Origin of the sequence: Methylopila sp. Yamaguchi (genome assembly GCF_002897035.1) — a bacterium.
Lineage (GTDB): Bacteria > Pseudomonadota > Alphaproteobacteria > Rhizobiales > Methylopilaceae > Methylopila.
On sequence record NZ_BAUX01000004.1, the window covers coordinates 231,924 to 252,608 of the forward strand.

22 protein-coding genes are annotated in these 20,685 nt (G+C 70.0%); 8 read left to right on the plus strand and 14 right to left on the minus strand.

Features of this window, described 5'->3' with window-relative positions; all coding sequences use genetic code 11:
- Together METY_RS06890 and METY_RS06895 are read left to right on the plus strand one after the other, a co-directional pair.
- Window positions 1-753 (plus strand): AzlC family ABC transporter permease, encoded by a 753-nt coding sequence (locus METY_RS06890; protein ID WP_103120644.1) that lies wholly within the window; start codon window positions 1-3, stop codon window positions 751-753.
- On the plus strand, window positions 750-1,094 hold the full coding sequence (locus tag METY_RS06895) for an AzlD domain-containing protein (protein WP_103120645.1): 345 nt from the start codon (window positions 750-752) through the stop codon (window positions 1,092-1,094). Before METY_RS06890 ends, METY_RS06895 begins: the two co-directional genes overlap by 4 nt.
- Window positions 1,095-1,108: 14 nt before the next feature.
- On the opposite strand, the gene METY_RS06900 is transcribed toward METY_RS06895, so the two are convergent.
- From METY_RS06900 to METY_RS06915, 4 genes are read right to left on the minus strand one after another with little or no spacing between them, the layout of a single operon-like run.
- Complete coding sequence (locus tag METY_RS06900) at window positions 1,109-1,534, minus strand: HIT family protein (protein ID WP_103120646.1); 426 nt, start codon at window positions 1,532-1,534, stop codon at window positions 1,109-1,111.
- Window positions 1,535-1,587: 53 nt separating this feature from the next.
- Entirely contained in the window at window positions 1,588-2,763 is a 1,176-nt protein-coding gene (locus METY_RS06905; protein ID WP_103120647.1) for a GNAT family N-acetyltransferase, read from the minus strand.
- Between the two features lie 25 nt (window positions 2,764-2,788).
- Window positions 2,789-3,571, minus strand: coding sequence for a glycerophosphodiester phosphodiesterase family protein (locus METY_RS06910; RefSeq protein WP_103120648.1), 783 nt, complete (start codon window positions 3,569-3,571; stop codon window positions 2,789-2,791).
- Window positions 3,572-3,582: 11 nt separating this feature from the next.
- Window positions 3,583-4,047: a RidA family protein gene (locus tag METY_RS06915; RefSeq protein WP_103120649.1), complete on the minus strand. Its 465-nt coding sequence runs from the start codon at window positions 4,045-4,047 to the stop codon at window positions 3,583-3,585.
- A 197-nt stretch (window positions 4,048-4,244) separates the two neighbouring features.
- On the opposite strand from METY_RS06915, the gene METY_RS06920 reads away from it, so the two are divergent.
- The gene (locus METY_RS06920; RefSeq protein ID WP_103120650.1) at window positions 4,245-5,105 is read left to right on the plus strand and encodes a cell envelope integrity EipB family protein; all 861 of its coding nucleotides are present in this window, start codon (window positions 4,245-4,247) and stop codon (window positions 5,103-5,105) included.
- 19 nt (window positions 5,106-5,124) lie between these two features.
- On the opposite strand, the gene METY_RS06925 is transcribed toward METY_RS06920, so the two are convergent.
- On the minus strand, window positions 5,125-6,405 hold the full coding sequence (locus tag METY_RS06925) for a DNA polymerase IV (RefSeq protein WP_103120651.1): 1,281 nt from the start codon (window positions 6,403-6,405) through the stop codon (window positions 5,125-5,127).
- Window positions 6,406-6,415: 10 nt separating this feature from the next.
- Window positions 6,416-6,712: a DUF3572 domain-containing protein gene (locus METY_RS06930; protein ID WP_103120652.1), complete on the minus strand. Its 297-nt coding sequence runs from the start codon at window positions 6,710-6,712 to the stop codon at window positions 6,416-6,418.
- Window positions 6,713-6,872: 160 nt separating this feature from the next.
- On the opposite strand from METY_RS06930, the gene METY_RS06935 reads away from it, so the two are divergent.
- The 4 genes from METY_RS06935 (at window position 6,873) to METY_RS06950 (ending at window position 11,024) form a co-directional block, all read left to right on the plus strand.
- On the plus strand, window positions 6,873-7,244 hold the full coding sequence (locus METY_RS06935) for a response regulator (protein WP_024816295.1): 372 nt from the start codon (window positions 6,873-6,875) through the stop codon (window positions 7,242-7,244).
- Window positions 7,245-7,256: 12 nt separating this feature from the next.
- On the plus strand, window positions 7,257-8,630 hold the full coding sequence (locus tag METY_RS06940; protein WP_103120653.1) for a PleD family two-component system response regulator: 1,374 nt from the start codon (window positions 7,257-7,259) through the stop codon (window positions 8,628-8,630).
- A gap of 37 nt (window positions 8,631-8,667) precedes the next feature.
- Entirely contained in the window at window positions 8,668-8,850 is a 183-nt protein-coding gene (locus METY_RS06945) for a hypothetical protein (protein ID WP_103120654.1), read from the plus strand.
- Window positions 8,851-9,011: 161 nt separating this feature from the next.
- Window positions 9,012-11,024, plus strand: coding sequence for a cadherin-like domain-containing protein (locus tag METY_RS06950; protein WP_103120655.1), 2,013 nt, complete (start codon window positions 9,012-9,014; stop codon window positions 11,022-11,024).
- A gap of 75 nt (window positions 11,025-11,099) precedes the next feature.
- Here the strand turns inward: METY_RS06950 and rpmG are convergent, their stop codons facing one another.
- Together rpmG and METY_RS06960 are read right to left on the minus strand one after the other, a co-directional pair.
- The gene (gene rpmG, locus METY_RS06955) at window positions 11,100-11,267 is read right to left on the minus strand and encodes a 50S ribosomal protein L33 (protein WP_103120656.1); all 168 of its coding nucleotides are present in this window, start codon (window positions 11,265-11,267) and stop codon (window positions 11,100-11,102) included.
- Between the two features lie 81 nt (window positions 11,268-11,348).
- Window positions 11,349-12,524: an MFS transporter gene (locus METY_RS06960; protein WP_244593552.1), complete on the minus strand. Its 1,176-nt coding sequence runs from the start codon at window positions 12,522-12,524 to the stop codon at window positions 11,349-11,351.
- 241 nt (window positions 12,525-12,765) lie between these two features.
- On the opposite strand from METY_RS06960, the gene METY_RS06965 reads away from it, so the two are divergent.
- Window positions 12,766-14,049, plus strand: coding sequence for a hypothetical protein (locus METY_RS06965; protein ID WP_103120658.1), 1,284 nt, complete (start codon window positions 12,766-12,768; stop codon window positions 14,047-14,049).
- Window positions 14,050-14,198: 149 nt separating this feature from the next.
- Here METY_RS06965 and METY_RS06970 read toward each other — a convergent pair whose 3' ends face one another.
- From METY_RS06970 to METY_RS06995, 6 genes are all read right to left on the minus strand, one after another.
- Window positions 14,199-14,837: an NUDIX hydrolase gene (locus METY_RS06970; RefSeq protein ID WP_244593553.1), complete on the minus strand. Its 639-nt coding sequence runs from the start codon at window positions 14,835-14,837 to the stop codon at window positions 14,199-14,201.
- Between the two features lie 91 nt (window positions 14,838-14,928).
- A complete protein-coding gene (locus METY_RS06975) occupies window positions 14,929-15,381 on the minus strand; it encodes a DUF983 domain-containing protein (RefSeq protein ID WP_103120660.1) in 453 nt (150 codons plus the stop codon).
- The gene (rnr, locus tag METY_RS06980; protein WP_103120661.1) at window positions 15,378-17,738 is read right to left on the minus strand and encodes a ribonuclease R; all 2,361 of its coding nucleotides are present in this window, start codon (window positions 17,736-17,738) and stop codon (window positions 15,378-15,380) included. Before rnr ends, METY_RS06975 begins: the two co-directional genes overlap by 4 nt.
- 63 nt (window positions 17,739-17,801) lie before the next feature.
- Complete coding sequence (rsmA, locus tag METY_RS06985; protein ID WP_103120662.1) at window positions 17,802-18,647, minus strand: 16S rRNA (adenine(1518)-N(6)/adenine(1519)-N(6))-dimethyltransferase RsmA; 846 nt, start codon at window positions 18,645-18,647, stop codon at window positions 17,802-17,804.
- Window positions 18,644-19,666: a 4-hydroxythreonine-4-phosphate dehydrogenase PdxA gene (gene pdxA / locus METY_RS06990; RefSeq protein WP_103120663.1), complete on the minus strand. Its 1,023-nt coding sequence runs from the start codon at window positions 19,664-19,666 to the stop codon at window positions 18,644-18,646. The genes rsmA and pdxA overlap by 4 nt, the downstream gene beginning before the upstream one ends.
- Window position 19,667: 1 nt before the next feature.
- Window positions 19,668-20,612, minus strand: coding sequence for a SurA N-terminal domain-containing protein (locus tag METY_RS06995; RefSeq protein ID WP_103120664.1), 945 nt, complete (start codon window positions 20,610-20,612; stop codon window positions 19,668-19,670).
- Between the last annotated feature and the right edge of the window lie 73 nt (window positions 20,613-20,685).

Consider the following 20,685-nt stretch of genomic DNA (forward strand, 5'->3'; position numbering starts at 1 on the left):
ATGAGCGCGGAAGGCGACCTCGACGTCGTCGACTCCTCCGGCCGCAGCGATCTCGACTGGGCGCTGAAGGGCGCGGTCGCCGCGGTGAACACGCCCGGCATCGTGCTGTTTCTCAGCTTTCTCGGCTTCGGCGCCATGACGCACGACTTCGGCTGGCCGCTCTGGATCGCGGTGGTGTCGACCGCGCTGATCTGGGCCGCGCCGGCGCAGGTCGTGCTCGCCGGCGCGCTCGCGAACGGGGCGGGTCTTCTGGGCGCCGCGCTCGCGGTGACCGTCTCCGGCGTCCGGCTGCTGCCGATGGTGGTCGCGCTGCTCCCCGTTCTGCGGAGCGAGCGCACCTCGCTGGGCGCTCGGCTGCTCGCGGCGCATTACGTCGCCGTCACGGCCTGGTTCGAAGGCTTGAGGCTCACGCCGACCCTGCCGCGCCCCGCGCGGATGCCGTTCTTCTTCGGGCTGGCCAACGCGCTCGTGGTCGGCTCGTCGATCTCGACCGCCATCGGCCACGCCGCCGCGGGCGTTCTGCCGAGCGCGCTCTCGATCGGCCTGCTTGGGCTGACCCCGCTCTACTTCCTGTTGTCGCTGGAGCGCGGCGCGCAGTCGCTGGGCGAGCGCGTCGCGCTCGGGCTCGGGCTGGCGCTCGCGCCGGTGATCGGCCTCGTCGCGCCCGCGTCCGACATCCTTTGGACCGGCGTGATCGGGGGCACCGCGGGCTTTCTCGTGCAGCGCCTCGCCGACAAGAGGCGGCGGTCGTGAGCCCGGCGCTCGATCCCGGCTATTTGCTCCTCGCCATCGTGCTCTCGTTCGTCGGGAACGATCTCTGGCGCGTCCTGGGCGTGGTGCTTTCGGCCCGGCTCGATGAGGACAGCGGCCTGTTCGCCTGGGTGCGGATGGTCGCGACCGCGCTGGTCGCGGGGCTCGTCGCGAAGCTCATTCTTGCGCCGGCGGGCGGGCTGGCGCTCGCGCCGCTGTGGCTGCGCCTCGCCGCGGTCGGCTGCGGGCTCGCGGCTTACGGCCTCTCCCGTCGATCGCTCACCCTGGGCGTCGCGGTCGGCGAAGCCGCGCTGATCGCAGGCGTCGCCGCGCTCGGCATCTGAGCGCGCCGGAAATCTCAGCTCTCCAGCGCGGCGCGGATGCGCTCGGCGTGGGCCGCCAGCACCTCGGGCTTCTCCATCTGGCCGGTGTGAGGCTTCAGGGGGATGTCCGTCCAGCGCGGCAGGATGTGGACGTGGGTGTGGAAGACCACCTGTCCGCCGGCGGTCTCGTTGAACTGCTGGATGGTGACGCCTTCCGCGCCAAGGCCTGCCTTCACGCCAAGCGCGACCTTCTGAACGGCGGCGAACAGCGGCCCGAGGTCGGCCGCGTCCATCTCCAGCACGTTGCGCGAGGCGGCCTTGGGAATGACCAGCACATGGCCGTCCGCCCGCGGCATGACGTCCATGATCGCGATCGTCGCGTCGTCCTCGTAGACCTTTTGGGACGGCATCTCGTCCCTGAGGATCTTGGCGAAGACGTTTTCCGGATCGTAGTCGGCCATGCCGGTTCTCCGTGTGATCAGCGCCGGCACAGGATCGCAGCCTGCAGGCGAGGTCAAGCCGAGGGCGCGTCCCCGCGACGGAAGGGCGCTTGTTCCGCCAGCTCCTCCTGCATCGCCAGGATGGCCGCCCGCTCGCGCACGAGGTAGTCGGCGACCGCGCGCTGCAGTCCCGGGTCGGCGAAAGCGTGGGCGGAGTAGGTCGTCACCGGGCGGTAGCCGCGGGCGAGCTTGTGCTCCCCTTGCGCGCCGGCCTCGACGCGCGAGAGCCCCATGGCGATCGCGGCGTCGATCGCCTGATGGTAGCAGAGCTCGAAGTGCAGGAACGGCCGCTCTTCAAGCGCGCCCCAGTAGCGGCCGTAGAGCGCGTCGCCGCCGATGAAGTTCAACGCGCCGGCGATCGGCCGTCCGTCGACCTCTGCCAGCACGAGCAGGATCTTTTCCGGCATGGCCTGGCCAACCAGGCTGAAGAAGCGGCGGTTGAGGTAGGGGCGGCCCCATTTGCGCGACCCCGTGTCCATGTAGAACGCGAAAAACGCGTCCCAGCGCGCCTCCGTCAGCTCCGCGCCGGTGACGTGCCGCACCACGACGCCGTCGGCCAGCGCGTCCCGGCGCTCGCGCTTCAGCTGCTTGCGCTTGCGCGAGGCGAGGTCGCCGAGGAAGTCCTCGTAGGAGCCGTAGCCCTCGTTCCGCCAGTGAAACTGCTTGTCGACCCTTGGAAGGAAACCCTCCTTCACGAGACCGGCCTGCTCTTCCGGCGTCGTGAAGGTGACGTGGATCGACGAGGCCTCCGTCTGGCGCATCAGTCCGCGCAGCGCGGCCGCGAGTCCCGCACGCGCCATCAGGGGATCGCGCCCTGGCGCGGGCATGAGCCGCGGGCCCGTGGCGGGGGTGAAGGGGACCGAGATCTGCAGTTTCGGATAATAGCTGCCGCCGGCGCGTTCGTAGGCGTCGGCGAAGGCGTGGTCGAAGACGTACTCGCCCTGGCTGTCGCTCTTCAGGTAGCAGGGCGCGAGACCCGCCACTCCGTCGCCGTCCTCCAGCACCACATGGGCCGGCGCCCAGCCGGATCGGCCCGCAACCGAGCCGGAGTCCTCGAGCGCCTTTAGGAAGCGATGGTCGACGAACGGATTGTAGGGACCGCACTCCAACGCCGCGGCGTTCCAGAGCGCGGGGTCGATCTCGTCGATGCGCGCGGCGACGCGTGCGCTGAGTGTCGTGTCCATCGGCATCGGGGAGGCTCCGTCCTGGACGAAGCTAGGCCTCCGAGACGCCCGTTCCAAGAGTGGGGGCCGGCACAAAGCCTTCGAACACCATCTGGTCGGCGCCGAGCGCCGCGCGGGCTTGGTCCTCGGGCGTGCGCACAGTCCAGGCCATCACCGGCACGCCGGAGCTGCGGGAGAGCCGCACCGAGCGCCGCGTCAGGTCGCGCACGTTCCAGGAAACGAAGTCCGGCCTCGTCGCGCGCCAGTGCAGCATGTTGCGGGCGACGAAGCGTTGCGCGCCCGACAGATGCGCCCAGCTGGCGTCCGCCGGATCGAAGGCGTCGCCTACGACGCCGCGTGGGGTGCGCGGCGCGAGGCTCCGCAGCAGAACAAGCACGCGCGGGTCGAACGACTTGGCCGCCACCGGTCCGCCGCGATCCGACAGCAGCTCGGCCACCCGGCGCGCCAGCCGCGTGTCGCCGCCGCGGGAGGCCTTCACCTCGACCACCAGCGGGACCTTGCCGCCGACCAGATCGAGGCATTCCCCCAAGGTCCAGATGCGGTCCGCGCCGCCGCCGACGTCTAGGGTCACGAGCTCGCGGAGCGGCCGGTCGGCGACCAGCCCGGAGGCCTCCGTCAGCCGGTCCAGCTTGGAGTCGTGGAACACGACCGCCTCGCCGTCCGCCGTCACCTGCACGTCGATCTCGACGCCGAAACCGTGGTCGATCGCGGCCTGGACCGCGCTCGACGTGTTCTCGATCACCCCCGCCGCCCTGTCGTGCAGGCCGCGATGGGCGATCGGCCGGGCGACCAGCCAGGAAAGCCGCGACGCCACGGGCGGTGCGCTCAGGCGATTTCGATGATCGCTTCGACCTCGACGGCCGCGCCGAACGGAAGCGCGGCGACGCCGACGGCGGAGCGGGCGTGGCGGCCCTTGTCCCCCAGCGCCGCGACCATGAAGTCCGAGGCGCCGTTGACGACCTTGGGCTGGTCTCCGAAGTCCGCCGTGGAGGCGACGAAGCCAACGAGCTTCACGACCCGGACCACGCGGTCGAGATCGCCGAGCACGGCGCGGGCCTGGGCGAGGATGTTGATGGCGCAGAGCTTCGCGGCGGCCTGCGCGTCCTCGATCGAGACGCCGGCGCCGAGGGTGCCCTTCAGGGTCAGGCCGTTCGCGTCGATTGGAAGCTGTCCGGAAACGTAGAGGTAGGACCCGGACACGACCGCGGGCACGTAGTTCGCCGCCGGCGGATTGGGCGAGGGGAGCGTGACGCCGAGTTCGGCGAGCTTGGCTTCGATCTGTCCGGCCATGGGGCGAAATCTCCGTATCAGGCGAGGTTCGCGCCGGTGTGGCCCAAGGCGCGCTGCGCCGCAAGCGGACATAAGACCCATTTCCGCCACGCTGGACCGCGATGACGATGACGGCGGCGCATATCGCAAACCGCCCGTTGCGTTCGCGCGGCGGCGCCGCATGATGATGACGACGTATCGAGCGAGGCTGTCCTCACGTGATCCACCCCATCCGCCCCGTGTTTCTCGCCGCCGCCGCTGCTGCGACCTTCGCGACCGCCGCGCCGGCGCTCGCCGAACCGACGCTCGCGCCTCACCGGGCGGTCTACGAGCTGAAGCTGCGTGAGACCCGAGGCTCCTCCAGCGTCGACCAGATCCGCGGCCGCATCGTCTACGAGTTCACCGGCGCGCCCTGCGAGGGCTACGCTCTGTCGTTCCGGCAGGTGACGGAGATCGGCAACAGCGAGGGGGAGACCAACGTCTCCGATCTGCGCTCCGCCACCTGGGAGGACGGGGCGGCCAAGAGCTTCCGGTTCACCGCCCAGAACTATCTCAACCAACAGCTCGAGAAGGACACCGACGGGCGCGCCGAGCGCGGCGCCGACGCGCTCAAGGTGACGATCTCGAAGCCCGAGAAGTCCGACAAGGGCTTCGGCGAGGAGACGCTGTTCCCGACCGAGCACCTGCGCAAGATCCTCGAGGCGGCCGAGCGCGGCGACAAGTTGTTGTCGGCTGCGGTCTATGACGGCTCCGAGGACGGCGACAAGGTCTACGACACGCTGACCGTGATCGGGAAGCCGGAGACCGCGGAGCCCGCGAATCTCGAAGCCGCGGCCAAGACGCCGGAGCTTGCGAAGGCGACGCGCTGGCCGGTTTCGGTAAGCTACTTCGAGCGGGGCAAGGCGCCTGACGGCGACGACAAGAAGGACAGCGGCGGCGAGCAGACGCCGATCTACGCCATGAGCTTCGACCTCTACGACAATGGCGTCAGCCGGGCGATGAAGATCGACTATGGCGACTTCGTCCTCGACGGCGAGCTCAAGGAGCTGAAGTTCCTTAAAGCGACGACCTGCAAGTAGGAAGCGGCTCGGGAGCCTGTCATCCCCGCGGCGGGCGCTTGGCGAAGGCGCGTTCGACCGACTCGCGGCCGAAGCGGGCGCGCAGGGTCGCGACCGCGGCCTCGACCGCCGCGAGCTTCTCCGTGCGGTCGTCGACGAGATCGCGGGGGTCGGCCAGCGCCTCCGGCGCGAGCTCCGACACCGCGACGCCGATCAGGCGGAACGGGGTGCCGTCCGCTTCACGCCTCAGAAGCGCCTCCGCGGTCTCGAAGATGCGGCCGGCGAGCCGCGTCGGGGCGGACAGGGCGTGGGCGCGCGTGCGCAGCCGGAAGTCGCCGGTCTTGAGCTTCAGCGTCACGGTCTGGCCCGCGATCCCGTCCGCCCGCAGGCGGTCGGCCACCTTCTCGCTCAGGCGGAACAGGTGAGGCGCGAGGTCGTCGAGACGCGCGACGTCGCTGTCGAAGGTCGTCTCCGCCCCGACGCTCTTGCGCTCGCGGTCCGGGGTGACCTTTCGGTCGTCCCGGCCGAACGCGAGGCGCGAGAGGCGCAGGCCGCCGTCGCCATAGCGGCGCGCGAGGTCGCGCGGCTCCGCGCGCTGCAGGTCGCCGATCGTGCGCAGGCCGTCGCGCGTCAGCGTCTCGGCGAAGGCCGGGCCGACGCCCCAGAGGAAGCTCACCGGCCGCGGCGCGAGGAAGGCCGGCGCCTCCTCGATGGAGAGCGCCGCGAAGCCGCGGGGCTTGTCGAGATCGGACGCGATCTTGGCGAGGAACTTGTTGGAGGCGAGGCCCACCGACACCGAGATGCCGACGTCGCGCTCCACCTCCTGCGCGAAGCGCGCCAGAACCAGCGCCGCGGGAGCGCCGTGCAGCGCCTCGGTGCCGGAGAGATCGAGGAAGGCCTCGTCGATCGACAGCGGCTCGACAAGCGGGGTGAGCGCCTGCATCTTGGCCCGCACCGCACGGCTGGCCTCGACATACTTTCCGAAGTTCGGCTTGATGACCACCGCGTCCGGGCAGAGCTTGAGCGCCTTGAACATCGGCATCGCGGACTTCACGCCGTGGATGCGCGCGACGTAGCAAGCCGTTGAGACGACGCCGCGTTTTCCTCCGCCGATGATGACCGGGAGGTCTGCGAGGCTAGGATCGTCGCGCTTTTCTACGGTCGCGAAGAAGGCGTCGCAGTCCACATGTGCGATGGTCATCCGGCCGAGGTCGGGGTGTCGCGCGATCCGTGGGCTGCCGCAGGCGCGGCACCGCGGCGCTGATCCAGCGAGCGTCAGGCAGTCCCGGCAGAAGGCGAAGGGGGCGGGAGGCGCGCCCATGGTTGCGTCCTCAGGTGGATCGGTCGTAGTGGACGGCGCCGAGGGCCGCGCGGGCGCGGGACACGCGCTCGGGCGGCGTCCCCTGCGAGGCCGCAAAGGCGACAAGCAGCGTCTCGTCGGCCAAGACGTAGTCGAGCACGGCCGGCAGGAAGCCGGGATCGGCGGCGGCGGCGCGCACGTCGCCAGGCGCGAGGCCCGACAGCGCGAGGAACCGGCCGAGGCGCTCTGAGTCTGAGGCGAGAAAGCCGAGCGCCGCGGCCGCGAGGTCGAGAGCTGCGTCCGCCGTCGGATGCTGAGGTTGTTTCATGCTGAGCGTTCGCGTTTTCTCAAGGAATCTTCTGTAGCATTTTGCGAAATATGAAGAGGCCGTCGCCGTTTCGCGAGGACATCGGTCCGTCGAGACGAGAGCCGGCCCGGACGGCGTCGAACCCGTGCAATGTCGCGCGGGCGGGGAGTACAGGGCCATCATGCCGAAGACCGTCCTGATCGTGGAGGACAACGAGCTCAATATGAAGCTCTTCCACGATCTTCTCGAAGCGCATGGCTACGCCACGCTCGAGACCCGCAACGGAATCGAGGCGCTCGAACTGGCGCGCGAGCACCACCCCGACCTGATCCTCATGGACATCCAGCTGCCGGAGGTCTCGGGCCTCGACGTGACGCGCTGGCTGAAGGAGGACGAGCGCACGCGGGCGATCCCCGTGATCGCCGTCACCGCCTTCGCCATGAAGGGCGACGAGGAGCGCATCCGCGGCGGCGGCTGCGAGGCCTATCTGTCGAAGCCGATCTCCGTCGCGAAGTTCCTCGAGACCGTTCGCCATTACCTCGGCGATTCCTGAGGAGCTTGAGACGTGACCGCTCGGATCCTCGTCGTCGACGACGTGCCTGCGAACCTGAAGCTGCTCGAGGCGCGCCTGGCCGCCGAGTATTTCGAGGTGATGACCGCCACGAACGGGACCGAGGCGCTGGAGATCTGCGCCAGGGCCCAGTGCGACGTCGTCCTGCTCGACGTCGTCATGCCGGGCCTCGACGGGTTCGAGGTCTGCCGCCGGCTCAAGGCGGACCCAAAGACGCACCACATCCCGGTGATCATGGTGACGGCGCTCGACCAGCCTGCGGACCGCGTCCGCGGCCTCGAGGCCGGCGCCGACGATTTCCTGACGAAGCCGGTGGCGGACGTCGCGCTGCTCGCCAGGATCCGTTCGCTCGCCCGGCTCAAGATGCTCGGAGACGAACTCCGTCTGCGCGCCCAGACGACGCGCGAGATCGGGATGACCGACGCGCTGGTCGAGGCGATGGCGGACGACGGACTCCACGGCCGGGTGCTGCTCGTCGACGACCGTGACAGCTCGCACTCCCGCATTGCGATGGCGCTCGCCTCCGGGCAGTCGGTCTCGTCCGAGCCCTCGCCGCACGAGGCGCTGTTCCGGGCGGCGGAGGGCGAGTTCGACCTGATGATCGTCGCGCTCGAGCTGCGCGATTTTGACGCCCTGAGGCTCTGCGCGCAGATCCGGTCGCTGGAGCGCACCCGCATGCTGCCGATCCTGCTGGTCGCGCATCCCGACCAGACGGCCCGGGTGATCCGCGGGCTCGAGGTCGGCGTGAACGACTACCTGCTGCGCCCGCTCGACGCCAACGAGCTCGTGGCGCGCGTCCGCACTCAGATCCGCCGCAAGCGCTACACCGAGCGCCTGCGCTCGAACCTGCTGGAAAGCATGGCGCTCGCCATCACCGACGGGCTGACCGGGCTCCACAACCGCCGGTACATGGAGATGCATCTCCAGAGCCTGCTCGACCAGGCGACCGCGCGCGACCGGCCGCTGTCGGCGCTGGTCGTGGACATCGACTTCTTCAAACGGGTGAACGACACCTATGGCCATGACGCCGGCGACGAGGTGCTGCGCGAGTTCGCGGCGCGCCTCAAGGCGAGCGTGCGGGGGATCGATCTCGCCTGCCGCCTGGGCGGCGAAGAGTTCGTGGTGGTCATGCCGGAGACCGACGCAAAGGTCGCCCAGCTGGTCGCGGAGCGCATCCGGCGGCGGATGGCGGGCGACCCGTTCCGGATCGCGCGCGGCGCGCGGACCATCGACGTCACCGCCTCGATCGGCGTCGCGAGCTTCGACGTCGCGGTCGACGACGCGGCGTCGCTGCTGAAGCGGGCCGACGTCGCGCTCTACCGGGCGAAGAGCGAAGGCCGCAACCGGGTGGTCGCCGACGCAGCGTGAGGCTGTCCGCGGGCCTTAGGTCTGCTAACGATCGCGGATGGACCTCATCCGGCTCTTCACGCGACTCGCGCTCATGGCGCGCCGCCGCCAGTCGACCCAGCGCCTGATCATGATCGGCGTCGTGCTGGCGCTCTGCCTCGCGGTCGCGGGCCTGCAGTGGCTGGGCCTCGCGCCCGACTGGATGACCGCGACGCGCCCCGGGCGCCTCCACTCGTTCTGACGCCGCCCGCCGATCTACCGCCCGCGACGGAGCCGACGAGGTAGGCGATCGGACGGCCGCCTTCCCGCGAAGTAGCGCGCGCGCTTTTGGCGCGCTTGCCGCACGGAATCCTCCGCGGTCCGATCTCCCAGGCCGAAGGTGCGGCGGGAGCGGAGGCGGCGATGGCGACGAGAATGGAGGGGACGGAGGGGCCGGACCGCATCCAGGGCGGGGACGGCGCGGAGGCGCTTCTCGGCCTCCGAGGCGCCGACACGCTCCTCGGCGGCGGCGGACGGGATCGCCTCTATGGCGGGGCCGGGGCGGATTCGCTGGACGGGGGCGCTGGGGACGACAGCGTATCAGGCGGAGCCGGCGACGACGTTCTCGCGGGGGGCGCCGGCGCGGACACCGTCTTCGGCGGAAGTGGAGACGACACGATCTGGACGAGCGGCGCCGACCGGGCGGGAGCGGTTGAGATCATCGACGCCGGGTCGGGCGACGACTTCATCAATCTCACCGGCGGCGGCGGCCTGAAGCTCTCGCTCGGGGAGGGCCGCGACAGCATTCAGCTCTGGACCATCGGCGCCGGCGACGGCGAGCGCGTCATCACCGACTTCCAGGCCGGCGACGGCGGCGACTGGATCTTCCTCCTCTCGCAGATTGAAAATCAGCTTCCGAACCAGCAGGGAGACAGCCTTTTCAGGACAGGGCACCTCAGACTCGTCCAGAGCGGGGAGGACGTGCTCCTCCAGGGCGACCGGGACGGGACATCCGGCCAAGGCGCCTCCCTGACGACGATTCTTCGGCTCGAAGGCGTCGACGCCACGAGTTTGACCCGCTCGAATTTTCGCTATGACCCAATCGTCTCGGAGAACATCACTCCCACGATGACCGGATCGCTGCATGCGACCATGCGCGCTGGCTCAACCCACGTGGTCCGGCCCGACGAACTGGGCTTCACTGATCCCGAAGAGGCGGACGTCAGCTTCCGGGTCGATCCTGCCAATGGCGTTTTCGTAACGGTGGCCGGCGTGACGACCTCAAGTTTCACAAGCGCGCAGCTGGCGGCGGGTCAGGTCGCGTTTTCGCACTACTCGCCGTTCCACACCCACATACAGTTCGGCGTGACCGTCTCCGACGGCAACTCAAGCGCCAGTCCGGCGCTCTTCACCATCGATGTCGTCCCGGCGGACTTTCAGGCTATCGCGCAGGACGACTCGTTCGTCCTGACGCAAAAGGACACCAGCGGGAACGTGTTCGACGACAACGGCGCCGGGGCGGACGTCGATCCCGATCGCCCGCTTGCAGTCGTCGCCGTCAACGGCGCTGCGGCCAGCGTCGGCCAGTGGACGAAGCTTCCTTCGGGCATCAGCGTGCGACTGAATTCGGATGGGTCGCTTACCGCCGCCGCAGGGGAGAACCTCGCCGCCCCAGGATCCGGTGCCGCCAACACCTATCTCTCCGGAAGTTTCACCTACACGCTCGCCGGCGGACAGACGGCGACGGCGGACGTCGTCGTGGTCGGGATCGACGACGACGATCATGTCCGCGGCTCAGCCGGCGCGGATCGGCTCCACGCCGGGATCGGCGACGACACGATCGACGGAGGAGGCGGCGGCGATCTGCTGTACGGCGGGAAGGGCGATGATCTCTACATCCTGCGCGACGCGGCCGACCAGCTCGTCGAGCGTGAGGCCGAAGGCCAGGACCGGGTGCTGTCTTTCGTCTCCGTCGCGCTGCCTGAGAACGTCGAGCGCGTCGATCTGCAGGGGACCGCCGATCTGGACGCGACGGGAGGCGACGGGCGCGACTTCCTGATCGGCAACGCGGGCGCCAACGTTCTCGACGGCGGCGGAGGCCGCGATCGGCTGAAGGGGGGCGCCGGGGCCGACGTCTTCCTCTTCAGCAGCGCCCCGCTGTCGAGCGAGGCGGATCGAATTTCGGACTTCGAAGGCGCGGACAGGATCGCCCTCGATAGCCGCGTCTTTTCCGGCCTGGCGAAGGGCGAACTCGACGCGTCGGCTTTCCATCTCGGCGCGACGGCGGACGACGGCGCCGATCGCATTCTCTACGACATCGTCAGCGGCGGGCTGTTCTTCGACCGCGACGGTTCGGGAACGACCTATCATGCGGTTAGGTTCGCCGTCCTCGCAAACCACGCCGCGCTGACCGCCGACGACGTCGTGATCGTCTAAAACCCTCGCCGGAAACGCAAAAGGCGCCCCGAAGGGCGCCTCGTCGCAAAGCCTCGAAACGGCTTCAGGCCAAGATCACTTGATCTTGGTCTCCTTGAACTCGACGTGCTTCTTGGCGACCGGATCGTACTTCTTGAGCACCATCTTCTCGGTCTTGGTGCGGGAGTTCTTGCTGGTCACATAGAACACGCCGGTGTCGGCGGTGCTCAGCAGCTTGATCTTGATGTTGGCGGCTTTCGCCATGGCGTTGACCTCGTGCGGGCGGGCGCGCGAAACGCCAGCGTCTGAATGTGAGGGCGCAACCTACTCAGGCGCGGCCTTGTGTCAAGACGGCGCGCGCACCCGCCAGGCCGCGACGAGGGCGAAAACGCCCATCAGCACGGCGATCGCGGCCGGCGCGCCGTAAGGCGGCCACAGGTCGAAGCCGACGCCCAGCACAGGGGGGCCCGCGATCAGCCCAAGCGAGTACGTCACCACGAAGGCCGCGTTGGCGGTCGCCAGATCAGTCCCCGAGAACCGCGCGCCGAGGTGGGCGAGGGCGACGGTGTAGAGCCCGCACACGACGCCGCCCCAGAGCGCGACCACTGTGTAGAGCAGCGCCGCCGAGGCTCCGGCCAAGGGAATCGCCAAGGCGCCGAGGAAGCCGACGACGCCGATCCCGAGCAGCAGCTTGCGGCGGTCCATCCGGTCGCTCAGCAGGCCGAGCGGGATCTGCAGCAGCACGTTGCCGACCTCCATCGCGGTCACCAGCAGAGCCGCGGTGGTGGCGCCGAAGCCAAGGCTCACGCCATAGAGCGGCAGGAAGGCGAAGGCGCCGGTCTCCACCGCGCCGAAAATGAAGGCGGAGAGCGTGGCGACGGGGGCGAGCGCGAGGAAGAACAAGACGCCGCGGCCCTTTTCGGCGCGCTCCAGCGGCGGGGCGGAGCAGCCTGCGAACAGCAGCGGGCCGGCCGCGACCACGAACAGGGCGGCGCAGGTCAGGTACGGCGCGAGCGAATCCATGCCGACGCCGGCCAGGATCAATGGACCCGCGCCGAGGCCGACCGACAGCGCGGTGACGTAGACGCCCATCACCAGTCCCCGCGACTGAGCGGGGGCCAGCGCGTTGATCCAGAACTCCGACAGCACGAACATGATGGCTAGCGAGACGCCGAAGGCGAACCGCAGCGGAAACCAGGCCCAGAACGGCTGGATGAACGCGAAGCCGAGGATGGCGGCGGCGCCGATGGCGAGGGCGAGGAGCAACGTCGGCCGCACCCCGATCGCGGCGGCGAGTCGCGGGATGAACGGCGCGACCGCGACCGTGGCCAAGCCGCCCATGGCGGTGTTCAGCCCAATCATGGCGCCGCTCGCGCCGCGGCGTTCCATGGCGAAGGACAGCAGCGGAATGGACAGGCTGAGCCCGACGCCGACCAGCGACACGCAGGCGATCGCCACCGTGATGCCGATCCTGCGGTCGCGTGGCGTGAAGTCGGCGAGAGGGTCTGCGACGGCGGTCATGGCCGGGCGCAGAAAGCACAGGCGCGCCGGAAGCGCCACTCCCCACGCTCCGGCGGCGACCCGTGCGCAGCCCGGCGGCAGAAAATAGCGATTGACCACGGGGATGCTTTTGGACCTAGATTGGACTTATCGCGCAGGGCGAACAGCGTCGGGGGGACGCTGTTTCCGAGGCTCCGCCGCATGCGCCGCCGAGGCGGGGTCCATGCGGCCGTGACCCGCGCACCACAGGGGGACTAGGACAATGACATTCTTCCGCATCGCCGGGGCTGGCGCTCTGGCGCTCGCCTGCGGTCTGGGGACGGCGGCGCCAGCGAAGGCCAACATTCTCATCCAGCAGACGACGGTCAACGGCTTCAAGGTCGACCGCTACAGCTGGCTCGATTCAAAAGGCCGCAAGCGCTCCGTCTCGCTGAAACGCGAGGGCGAGGGCAACGCCGGCCACGGCGGCTACGCCGTGCAGTTCACCTACGAGTACCTGTCGAACGGGGTCTGGAAGACGATGCGGGCCAACCCGCCGTCGTCCGCGGAGGGCTTCGGCTATTTCGTGTCGCACGAGCGCTACCGCGATTTTTCGGACAACACGCAGGACACGATCGCCGGCAAGATCTTCAGCAAGGACGACTCGCCGCTCGGCCGCGGGTTCGCGGCGACCCGGGTCCCGCTGTCGACCTCGACGCCGAAAAAGGCCGCGATCCAGTATCAGGTGAGCTATCCCCGCTACGGCACCATCAACGCGACGACGCTCGACCCGAACACGGGCGGCGATTCGCCCAAGCTGCCGCTCACGGCGGCGTCCTATAAGCTCTACCAGCTGCCCGTGCGGATCACCTGGTACTTCGAGGAGGGCAAGGACCATCCGCGCATCCGGACGCAGGTGATGCTCGACAACCTGCCGGGGGCGAACCGCGCGAGCTTCGACCTGCGCGGGCCGTACGGGGTGCTGAACTTCGACGGCGCGACGCCGGGCCCGATCAAGCAGGTGCTCTGGGGCGACCGCTACCAGTTCCGCACCTTGACAACCCCGCTCACTCGGAACTCGACCTGGACCTGGGAAACCACCAATAAGGGGTCGCGCTACTCCGTGCTGACCGCGGGAGGGTTCGAGATGGGGCTCGTCGAGCCGCGGCCCTACAGCAGCACGCGCACTCGTCAGGGCTACGCCGACGGCCGCGGGATCACCTCGACGACCTACAACAACGGCAACGGCTGCCCATTCCAGGACCAGAAGATCCCCTGCGACTACGAGTGGCCCTACCAGTCGGCGCAGTATGAGCTGCCCTACGACAACCCCAACGCCACCACGACGAGCAAGAAGACGGCCTGGGGTTCGACGGCTTACTACGGCATGTCGATCAACCAGGTTTACGACACGCCGACGACCTCGCAGCCCTTCGACGGCTTTCCCGCGGGCGGCACGCTGAGCTACGACGTCTGCGTTGTCCTGGACAAAACGGTCTCCGGCACGGTGACCAAAGCGCTCGCCAACGCCAAAGACGACTACAACTGCGCCGACGGCGTCCGCTGATTTGTAAGCCGGTTTCGGTCTCGCTGATGCGGTGAATCCCTTCGTCATTCCGGGCGACGTCCCGGAACCCATAAGCCCGCCGACGGAGAGCGATCTCGGCCGGCGGGCTTATCCTCGGGACATTCGATGGGACGCGGGCTGACGCCGACCTACAGATATGCGCGTTCGGACTGGGAGCCCTGGCGGTAGAACGGCACCGGCAGGTCCCGCTCCAGGCCCTCGTCCATCCGGCGGGCGAGATCGTCGATCACGATGCGGGTGATCGCCGGCAGGTTTAGTTCGCGGGCCTCCGAGAGCGAGACCCACACCAGCTCGACCAACTCGGCGTCGGCCGTGACGATCCCGTCCACCTTCGCCGTCACCAGGCTGGCGTCGCCCGCGAAGAAGCGGGTGTCGAAGCGCTTTGGCCGGCCGGGAGGCGTGATGGCGCGGGCGACGAAGTGCAGCCCCTCGAGCGAGGGGAACACGTCGGCCTCGGCGAAAGGCTTCCAGGCCTCGCCGCGGGGTTCGAAGGCGCCGGTCTCGGTCTCGCCGATGAGCAGGCCGGTCTCCTCCGCGAGCTCGCGGATGGCGGCGAGGCCGTAGGCGCGGGCGCGGGTGATCGACGGACGTTGCACGCCCGCCTGCAGCCGGCGCTCCACGTGCGGCGCGTAGGCGCCGGCGATGTTGACGCGACCGTCCTCCGGCTCCACGCGCCCGCCGGGGAACACGTATTTGCCGGGCATGAAGCGCACGCCCTCGTGGCGCTTGCCCATCAGCAGCTTCGGCTCGGACGCCTGCCGGTCCACCAGGATGAGGGTCGCCGCGTCCTTGGGAACGAGGCGGGGGCGGAGGCCTTCGCGGGCGCGGCTTCGGCGATCTGCTCGGCGCCGCCGTCGCTCACGGGCGGCGCTCCGGCTTGAGCCCGCCATCCGCGAGATGGGCGCTGTCGTCCTCGCCGCCGAAGCCGTGCATGCGCAGGGCCCACTGCAGCCCCACGAGCGCGCCCTTCACCGGCGGCAGCAAAGCGAGCGACAGGATGATCGTCAGCGGCATCCAGAGCACGAGATGCACCCAGACCTCGGGCTTGTACGCCACCTCCACCGCGAGCAGCCCCGCCACCACGACGTGGGCGACGATGGTGATGACGACGTAGGGCGGGGCGTCGTCGGCGCGCTGGTGATGCAGCTCCTCGCCGCAGTTTTCGCAGGCGTCGACGACCTTGAGGTACGCGCGGAAGAGGCGACCCTCTCCGCAGGCGGGACAGCGAAGCATCAGGCCGCGGCCCATCGAGCGGGCGACCGGACGGCTTTCCTCGGCGCCGCCGCCTGCGATCGTTACGTGTGCGCTCATGAACGGCGTCCTTTGCCCGACTTCGACGGCGGCTTCTTCGGCCCTGACTTAGGTCCTTTCGGGCCGGCTTTCGAGGGTCGCGCCGTCGCAGCGGCGCGGCGGAGGCCGCGCTTGCCGCGGCCGGCGGGACGCGCCGCGCGTCCTTCGGACAACATCTCAAACCGGAGCGCGCCGGCGACCGGGGCCGCTTCGACCAGCTTCACCTCGACCGTGTCGCCCAGCCGGAAGCTCTCGCCGGTGGCGCTGCCCGTGAGCGCCCGCGCCGCCTCGTCGTGCACGAAGTAGTCGTTGCCGAGCGAGCCGATCGGCACGAAGCCGTCCGCGCCGGTCTCATCAAGCTTCACGAACAGGCCGGAGCGGGTGACGCCCGCAATGCGGCCGGTGAAGGTCGCGCCGACCCGGTCCGCCAGGAAATGCGCGATCAGCCGATCGACCGTCTCTCGCTCGGCGGCCATGGCGCGGCGCTCGGCCGCCGAGATGCGCGCGCCGATCTCGCCCAGCGTCTCGGGCGTCGCCGTCTCCGGCAGGCCGTCGGAGCCGAGCTCGAGGGCGCGGATCAGCGCCCGGTGCACGATCAGGTCGGCGTAGCGCCGGATCGGCGAGGTGAAGTGCGCGTAGCGGCGGAGGTTCAGGCCGAAGTGGCCGTAATTTTCGGAGGCGTACTCCGCCTGCGCCTGGGTGCGCAGCACCACCTCGTTGACGAGGCTGGCATTTTCGGAATCTTCAACCCGGGCGAGGATCCTGTTGAAGGCGGCGGGCCTGAGATTTCCGGACTGGGCGAATTCAATGTCGAGCGTCGCCAGCAGCTCGCGCAGCGCCGTGAGCTTTTCGATCGAGGGCGCGTCGTGAACGCGGTAGACGAGCGGCGTGCGCTTGGTCTCCAGCGTTTCGGCCGCGGCCACGTTGGCCTGGATCATGAACTCCTCGATCAGCCTATGAGCGTCGAGGCGCGGCGGCACGATCACGCGGTCGACCGTCCCATCCGGCTTGAGCACCAGCTTTCGCTCGGGAAGATCGAGGTCGAGTGGCCCGCGGGCGTCGCGCGCCGCCTTCAGCGAGGCGTAGGCGGCCCAAAGCGGCTTCAGCACCGGCTCCAGCAGCGGGCCGGTGGCTTCGTCCGGCGCGCCGTCGATCGCGGCCTGGGCCTGGCTGTAGGAGAGCTTCGCCGCCGACTTCATCATGATGCGGTGGAAGGAGTGGCGGAGCTTGCGCCCGTCCTTGCCCACGTACATCCGCACCGCCAGCGCCGGCCGGTTCTCCTTCTCCCGCAGCGAGCAGAGGTCGTTGGAGATGCGCTCGGGCAGCATCGGCACGACCCGGTCCGGGAAATAGACCGAATTGCCGCGGTCGAGCGCCTGGAGGTCCAGCGCGGAGCCCGGCCTGACATAGGCCGCGACGTCGGCGATCGCGACGGTGACGATGTGGCCGCCGGCGTTGTTCGGGTCGGGGTCCGGCTCGGCGTGGACCGCATCGTCGTGGTCCTTGGCGTCGGCGGGGTCGATGGTGACGAGCGGGAGCCGCCGCCAGTCCTCGCGCCCCTTCATGGTCGCTTCGCGCGCGGCCTCAGCCTCCGCGAGCGCCTCGCGGGGGAAGACGTGGGGGATCGCGTGGGCGTGGATCGCGATCAGGCTCACCGCCTTCTCGCTCTTCAACGAACCCAGCCGTTCTCGCACCCGGGCCGCCGGAAGGCCGTAGCGGCCCTGCTTGACGATTTCGGCCGCGATCAGGTCGCCGTCCTTCGCGCCGTCGGTCGCGTCGGCTGCGATCGCGAGCTCCTTGCCGGCGTCACGTTTGGAGACCGGAACGAGCCGGCCGGAGCCGTCCGGCAACTCGCGGAAGATGCCGAGCACGCGCGCCGAAGGCTTCGACAGGATCTTGATGACGCGGCCCTGGTGCGTCGGACCGCCGGGGTCGATGTCGCCGAGCGGCTCGGCGCGCATCAGGATGCGGTCGCCCACGCCGGGCGCGAGGCCCGGCTTGCGGCCGCGGGTCGGGACGTCGACCAGGATCACCGGAGCCGGGCCGAACTCGTCCTCGTCCCAATCGGCGGGCTTGGCGAGCAGGTCGCCGTCGCGGTCGCGGCCGGTGACGTCGGCGAGCACGACCGACGGCAGGTGGCCCGCCGTCCCGATCCGCTTGCCGCGCCGGTCGAGCACCCGCTCCGATTCGAGCTCGGCCAACATCTGCTTCAGCTCGATCCGCGCCCCGCCGGTGATGCGGAAGGCGCGGGCGATCTCGCGCTTCCCGACCTTGCCGCCCTCGGCCTTGATGAAGGCGACGAGCTCTTCGCGCGTGGGCAGGCCGCGCGGCGGGGCGGACTTTGAAGCTTTCGGGGGAGCGGGAATCTTACGGGCCAAGGCGGTCCCTTGCTACGTGGCGGATCGGCGGACCCTATACGATTTCAGACGTGGCGCGCAGGCTCAGCCCCGCGTCGCCTCAAAGGCGCGCGCCAGCGCCACGAAGCCCTCCACGGGGATCTCCTCTGCCCGACGCGTGGGCTCGACGCCGGCGGCGGCCAGCAGGGCCGCGGCGTCGCCGAGGCTCTTGAGGCTCTGGCGCAGCATCTTGCGGCGTTGGCCGAAGGCGGCCTGCGTCACGGCTTCAAGCGCGCGGACAGGGCAGGGCAGAGGAGTCTCGCGTGGCGTGAGCCGCACCACCGAAGACGTCACCTTGGGCGGCGGCGTGAAGGCCTGCGGGCCGACGTCGAAGGCGATCCGCGCCTCGCAGCGCCAGCCGCAAAGCACGCCGAGGCGGCCATAGGCGTCGTCGCCGGGCTGAGCCACGATGCGCTCCGCCACCTCGCGCTGGAACATTAGCGTGAGCCCGTCCCACCACGGCGGCCAGCGGTCGGCGGCGACCCAGCCGATAAGCAGCGGGGTCGCGACGTTGTAGGGCAGGTTCGCGACCACGCGCGCCGGCCCGTCCGCCGCCAGCGCCGCCATGTCGACCTCCAGGGCGTCGCCGGAGATGACGTCCAGCCGGCCGGGATAGCGCGCGGCGATCTCCGCCAGCGCGCCGAGCGCCCGCGTGTCCTTCTCGATGGCGATGACGCGCTTCGCGCCTTCCGCCAGCAGCCCTCGGGTGAGGCCTCCGGGACCGGGGCCGACCTCGACCACGGTCACGCCCTCCAGCCGCCCGCCCGTGCGGGCGATGCGGGCCGTGAGGTTCAGATCGAGCAGAAAATTCTGGCCGAGCGACTTCTTGGCGGCCAGCTCGTGCCGGCTGATCACCTCACGGAGGGGAGGCAGGTCGTCGATGGCGCTCACGCGAGCGCGGGCTCGCGGGACAGGCGGCGGGCGAGGGTGAGCGCGCTGGCCAGGCTCTCGGGGTTCGCCGTGCCCGTGCCGGCGATGTCGAAGGCCGTGCCGTGGTCAGGCGAGGTGCGCACGAAGGGCAGGCCGAGCGTGACGTTCACCGCGCGGTCGAAGGCGAGCGTCTTCACCGGGATCAGCGCCTGGTCGTGGTACATGCAGATCGCGACGTCGTACCGGGCGCGGGCGGCGGCGTGGAAAAGGGTGTCCGCCGGGTGCGGGCCGGTGGCCATGATGCCCTCGGCCTTCAGGCGCCGAACGGCGGGCGCGACGATCGCGTCGTCCTCAGGGCCCAACACGCCGTTCTCGCCCGCGTGCGGGTTCAGCCCGGAGACGGCGAGCCGCGGCTCCTCCACGCGGAAGCGACGACGCATGTCGCGCGCGACGATCCGTGCCGTCTCGACGATCTCCTCCTCGGTGAGGCGCTTGGGCGCTTCGCTCAGGGGGATGTGGACGGTGACGGGGACGACCGCGATCTCCTCGGCCCACAGCAGCATGACGGCGCGGCAAGGCGCGCCCCAGAGGCTTTCGGCCAGCGCGCCGAGATACTCGGTGTGGCCAGGGTGAGGGAAACCCGCCTCGACCAGGGGCGCCTTTGCGATCGGGGCGGTCACCAGCGCGGCGCAACGGCCGGCGTGCACGAGCTCGACGCCGTGACGGATCGCTCCGATGACCGTCGCCGCGTCGCGCACGTCGGGGTGGCCGGGCTCCGCGACGCAGCGCTCGCCGATCGGCGCGACGGGGAAGCGGTCCGCGAACAGCGCTGGGGCGGCCTCGGGCTCCGCCTCGACCACGGGCGCGTCGAGTCCGATCAGCTTGGCGCGCGCCGCAAACAGCGCCGGATCGCCGATCGCGACGAAGGCGGGCACGTCGCGCCTCTTGCGCGCGGCCCACAGCATGAGCGCGATCTCGGGGCCGACGCCTGACGGCTCGCCCTGGCTGAGAGCGAGCGGGACGTCGACGAGACCGGTCATGCTACCCGCGGACTTCGATGATGGCGCGGCTCTTCAGCTGGTCGAGGTACTTCTTGGACTGCTCTTCGGCCTGCTTGCTGCCGAGCTCCTCGGCCGCCTGCCGCCGGATCATGCTGTCGTCGGCGATGTCCTTGCGCTCGCAGATCGCGATCATCTCGACGCCCTGCTCGCTGCGCTCCGGCGAGGTTAGTCCGCCGACCTTTACCTTGGCGAGGTTGTCCGAAATCGGCTTGCCGAGCTGCGCGGTGGAGCGCGTGATCGGCTCCTTCACGGCGACGTCGCGCAGGCTGGACGCGAACTGAACCGCCTGTTCGCAGCCGGGGAAGCGTCCGCGGGCGGCGTTGGCCTCGGCGCGGCGCTGGTTGACCTGCGCCTCGGAGGCGTTCTTCGGCAGCACGAACACGACCTGGCGCAGCGTATACTGCGTCGCGCGGTTGTCCGGCTTGCCCCCGGCGCCGACGCTCGAGACGATGTCCTTCTCACGGGCTGCGATCTGCGCCGCGAACTTGCGGCGCACGAGCTGCGCCCAGGAGATCTCGGCCTTCAGCCGGTCCTTCAGCGTCCGTGCGGGCACGCCGCGCTGGCCGATCGCCTGGGTGAACTGGGCGGGCGACAGCTTGGTGCGCTGGGCGATCGACGCGAAGGCGGCCTCGACCTGCTCGTCGCTCACGACCATGTTGTAGCGCTTAGCCTCGGTGAGCTTCAACTTCTCGTCGATCAGCTCCTGGCGGGCGGCCGCCACGGAGCCGCCCTTGCCGCCGCCGGCGAGGTTCATCAGCGCGACGCGTCCCGTCACTTCGCTCGACAGGATCGGCTGGCCGTTCACCACGACCGCGATCGACTGGGCGGAGGCGGGCAGGGCGGCGCCGGAGAGCGCCGCGCCCACGACTGCGGGAAGAACGAGCCGGCGAAGGCGGGAGCGCAGGGGACGAGGATGCGAAAGCATGGACGTCGGGTTCCGTTTCGTCGGGCGGACGCTTGGAGTCGCGGCCGCGGCTGTCATGCGGCGGTCTTTTTCC

Coding starts and splice junctions, on each gene's coding strand:
- METY_RS06890 (WP_103120644.1), top strand. CDS start 1: ATGAGCGCGGAAGGCGACCTCGACGTCGTCGACTCCTCCGGCCGCAGC.
- METY_RS06900 (WP_103120646.1), bottom strand. CDS start 1,534: ATGGCCGACTACGATCCGGAAAACGTCTTCGCCAAGATCCTCAGGGAC.
- METY_RS06905 (WP_103120647.1), bottom strand. CDS start 2,763: ATGCCGATGGACACGACACTCAGCGCACGCGTCGCCGCGCGCATCGAC.
- METY_RS06915 (WP_103120649.1), bottom strand. CDS start 4,047: ATGGCCGGACAGATCGAAGCCAAGCTCGCCGAACTCGGCGTCACGCTC.
- METY_RS06925 (WP_103120651.1), bottom strand. CDS start 6,405: ATGGGCGCGCCTCCCGCCCCCTTCGCCTTCTGCCGGGACTGCCTGACG.
- METY_RS06930 (WP_103120652.1), bottom strand. CDS start 6,712: ATGAAACAACCTCAGCATCCGACGGCGGACGCAGCTCTCGACCTCGCG.
- METY_RS06935 (WP_024816295.1), top strand. CDS start 6,873: ATGCCGAAGACCGTCCTGATCGTGGAGGACAACGAGCTCAATATGAAG.
- METY_RS06945 (WP_103120654.1), top strand. CDS start 8,668: ATGGACCTCATCCGGCTCTTCACGCGACTCGCGCTCATGGCGCGCCGC.
- METY_RS06950 (WP_103120655.1), top strand. CDS start 9,012: ATGGCGACGAGAATGGAGGGGACGGAGGGGCCGGACCGCATCCAGGGC.
- rpmG (WP_103120656.1), bottom strand. CDS start 11,267: ATGGCGAAAGCCGCCAACATCAAGATCAAGCTGCTGAGCACCGCCGAC.
- METY_RS06960 (WP_244593552.1), bottom strand. CDS start 12,524: ATGACCGCCGTCGCAGACCCTCTCGCCGACTTCACGCCACGCGACCGC.
- METY_RS06965 (WP_103120658.1), top strand. CDS start 12,766: ATGACATTCTTCCGCATCGCCGGGGCTGGCGCTCTGGCGCTCGCCTGC.
- METY_RS06975 (WP_103120660.1), bottom strand. CDS start 15,381: ATGAGCGCACACGTAACGATCGCAGGCGGCGGCGCCGAGGAAAGCCGT.
- pdxA (WP_103120663.1), bottom strand. CDS start 19,666: ATGACCGGTCTCGTCGACGTCCCGCTCGCTCTCAGCCAGGGCGAGCCG.
- METY_RS06995 (WP_103120664.1), bottom strand. CDS start 20,612: ATGCTTTCGCATCCTCGTCCCCTGCGCTCCCGCCTTCGCCGGCTCGTT.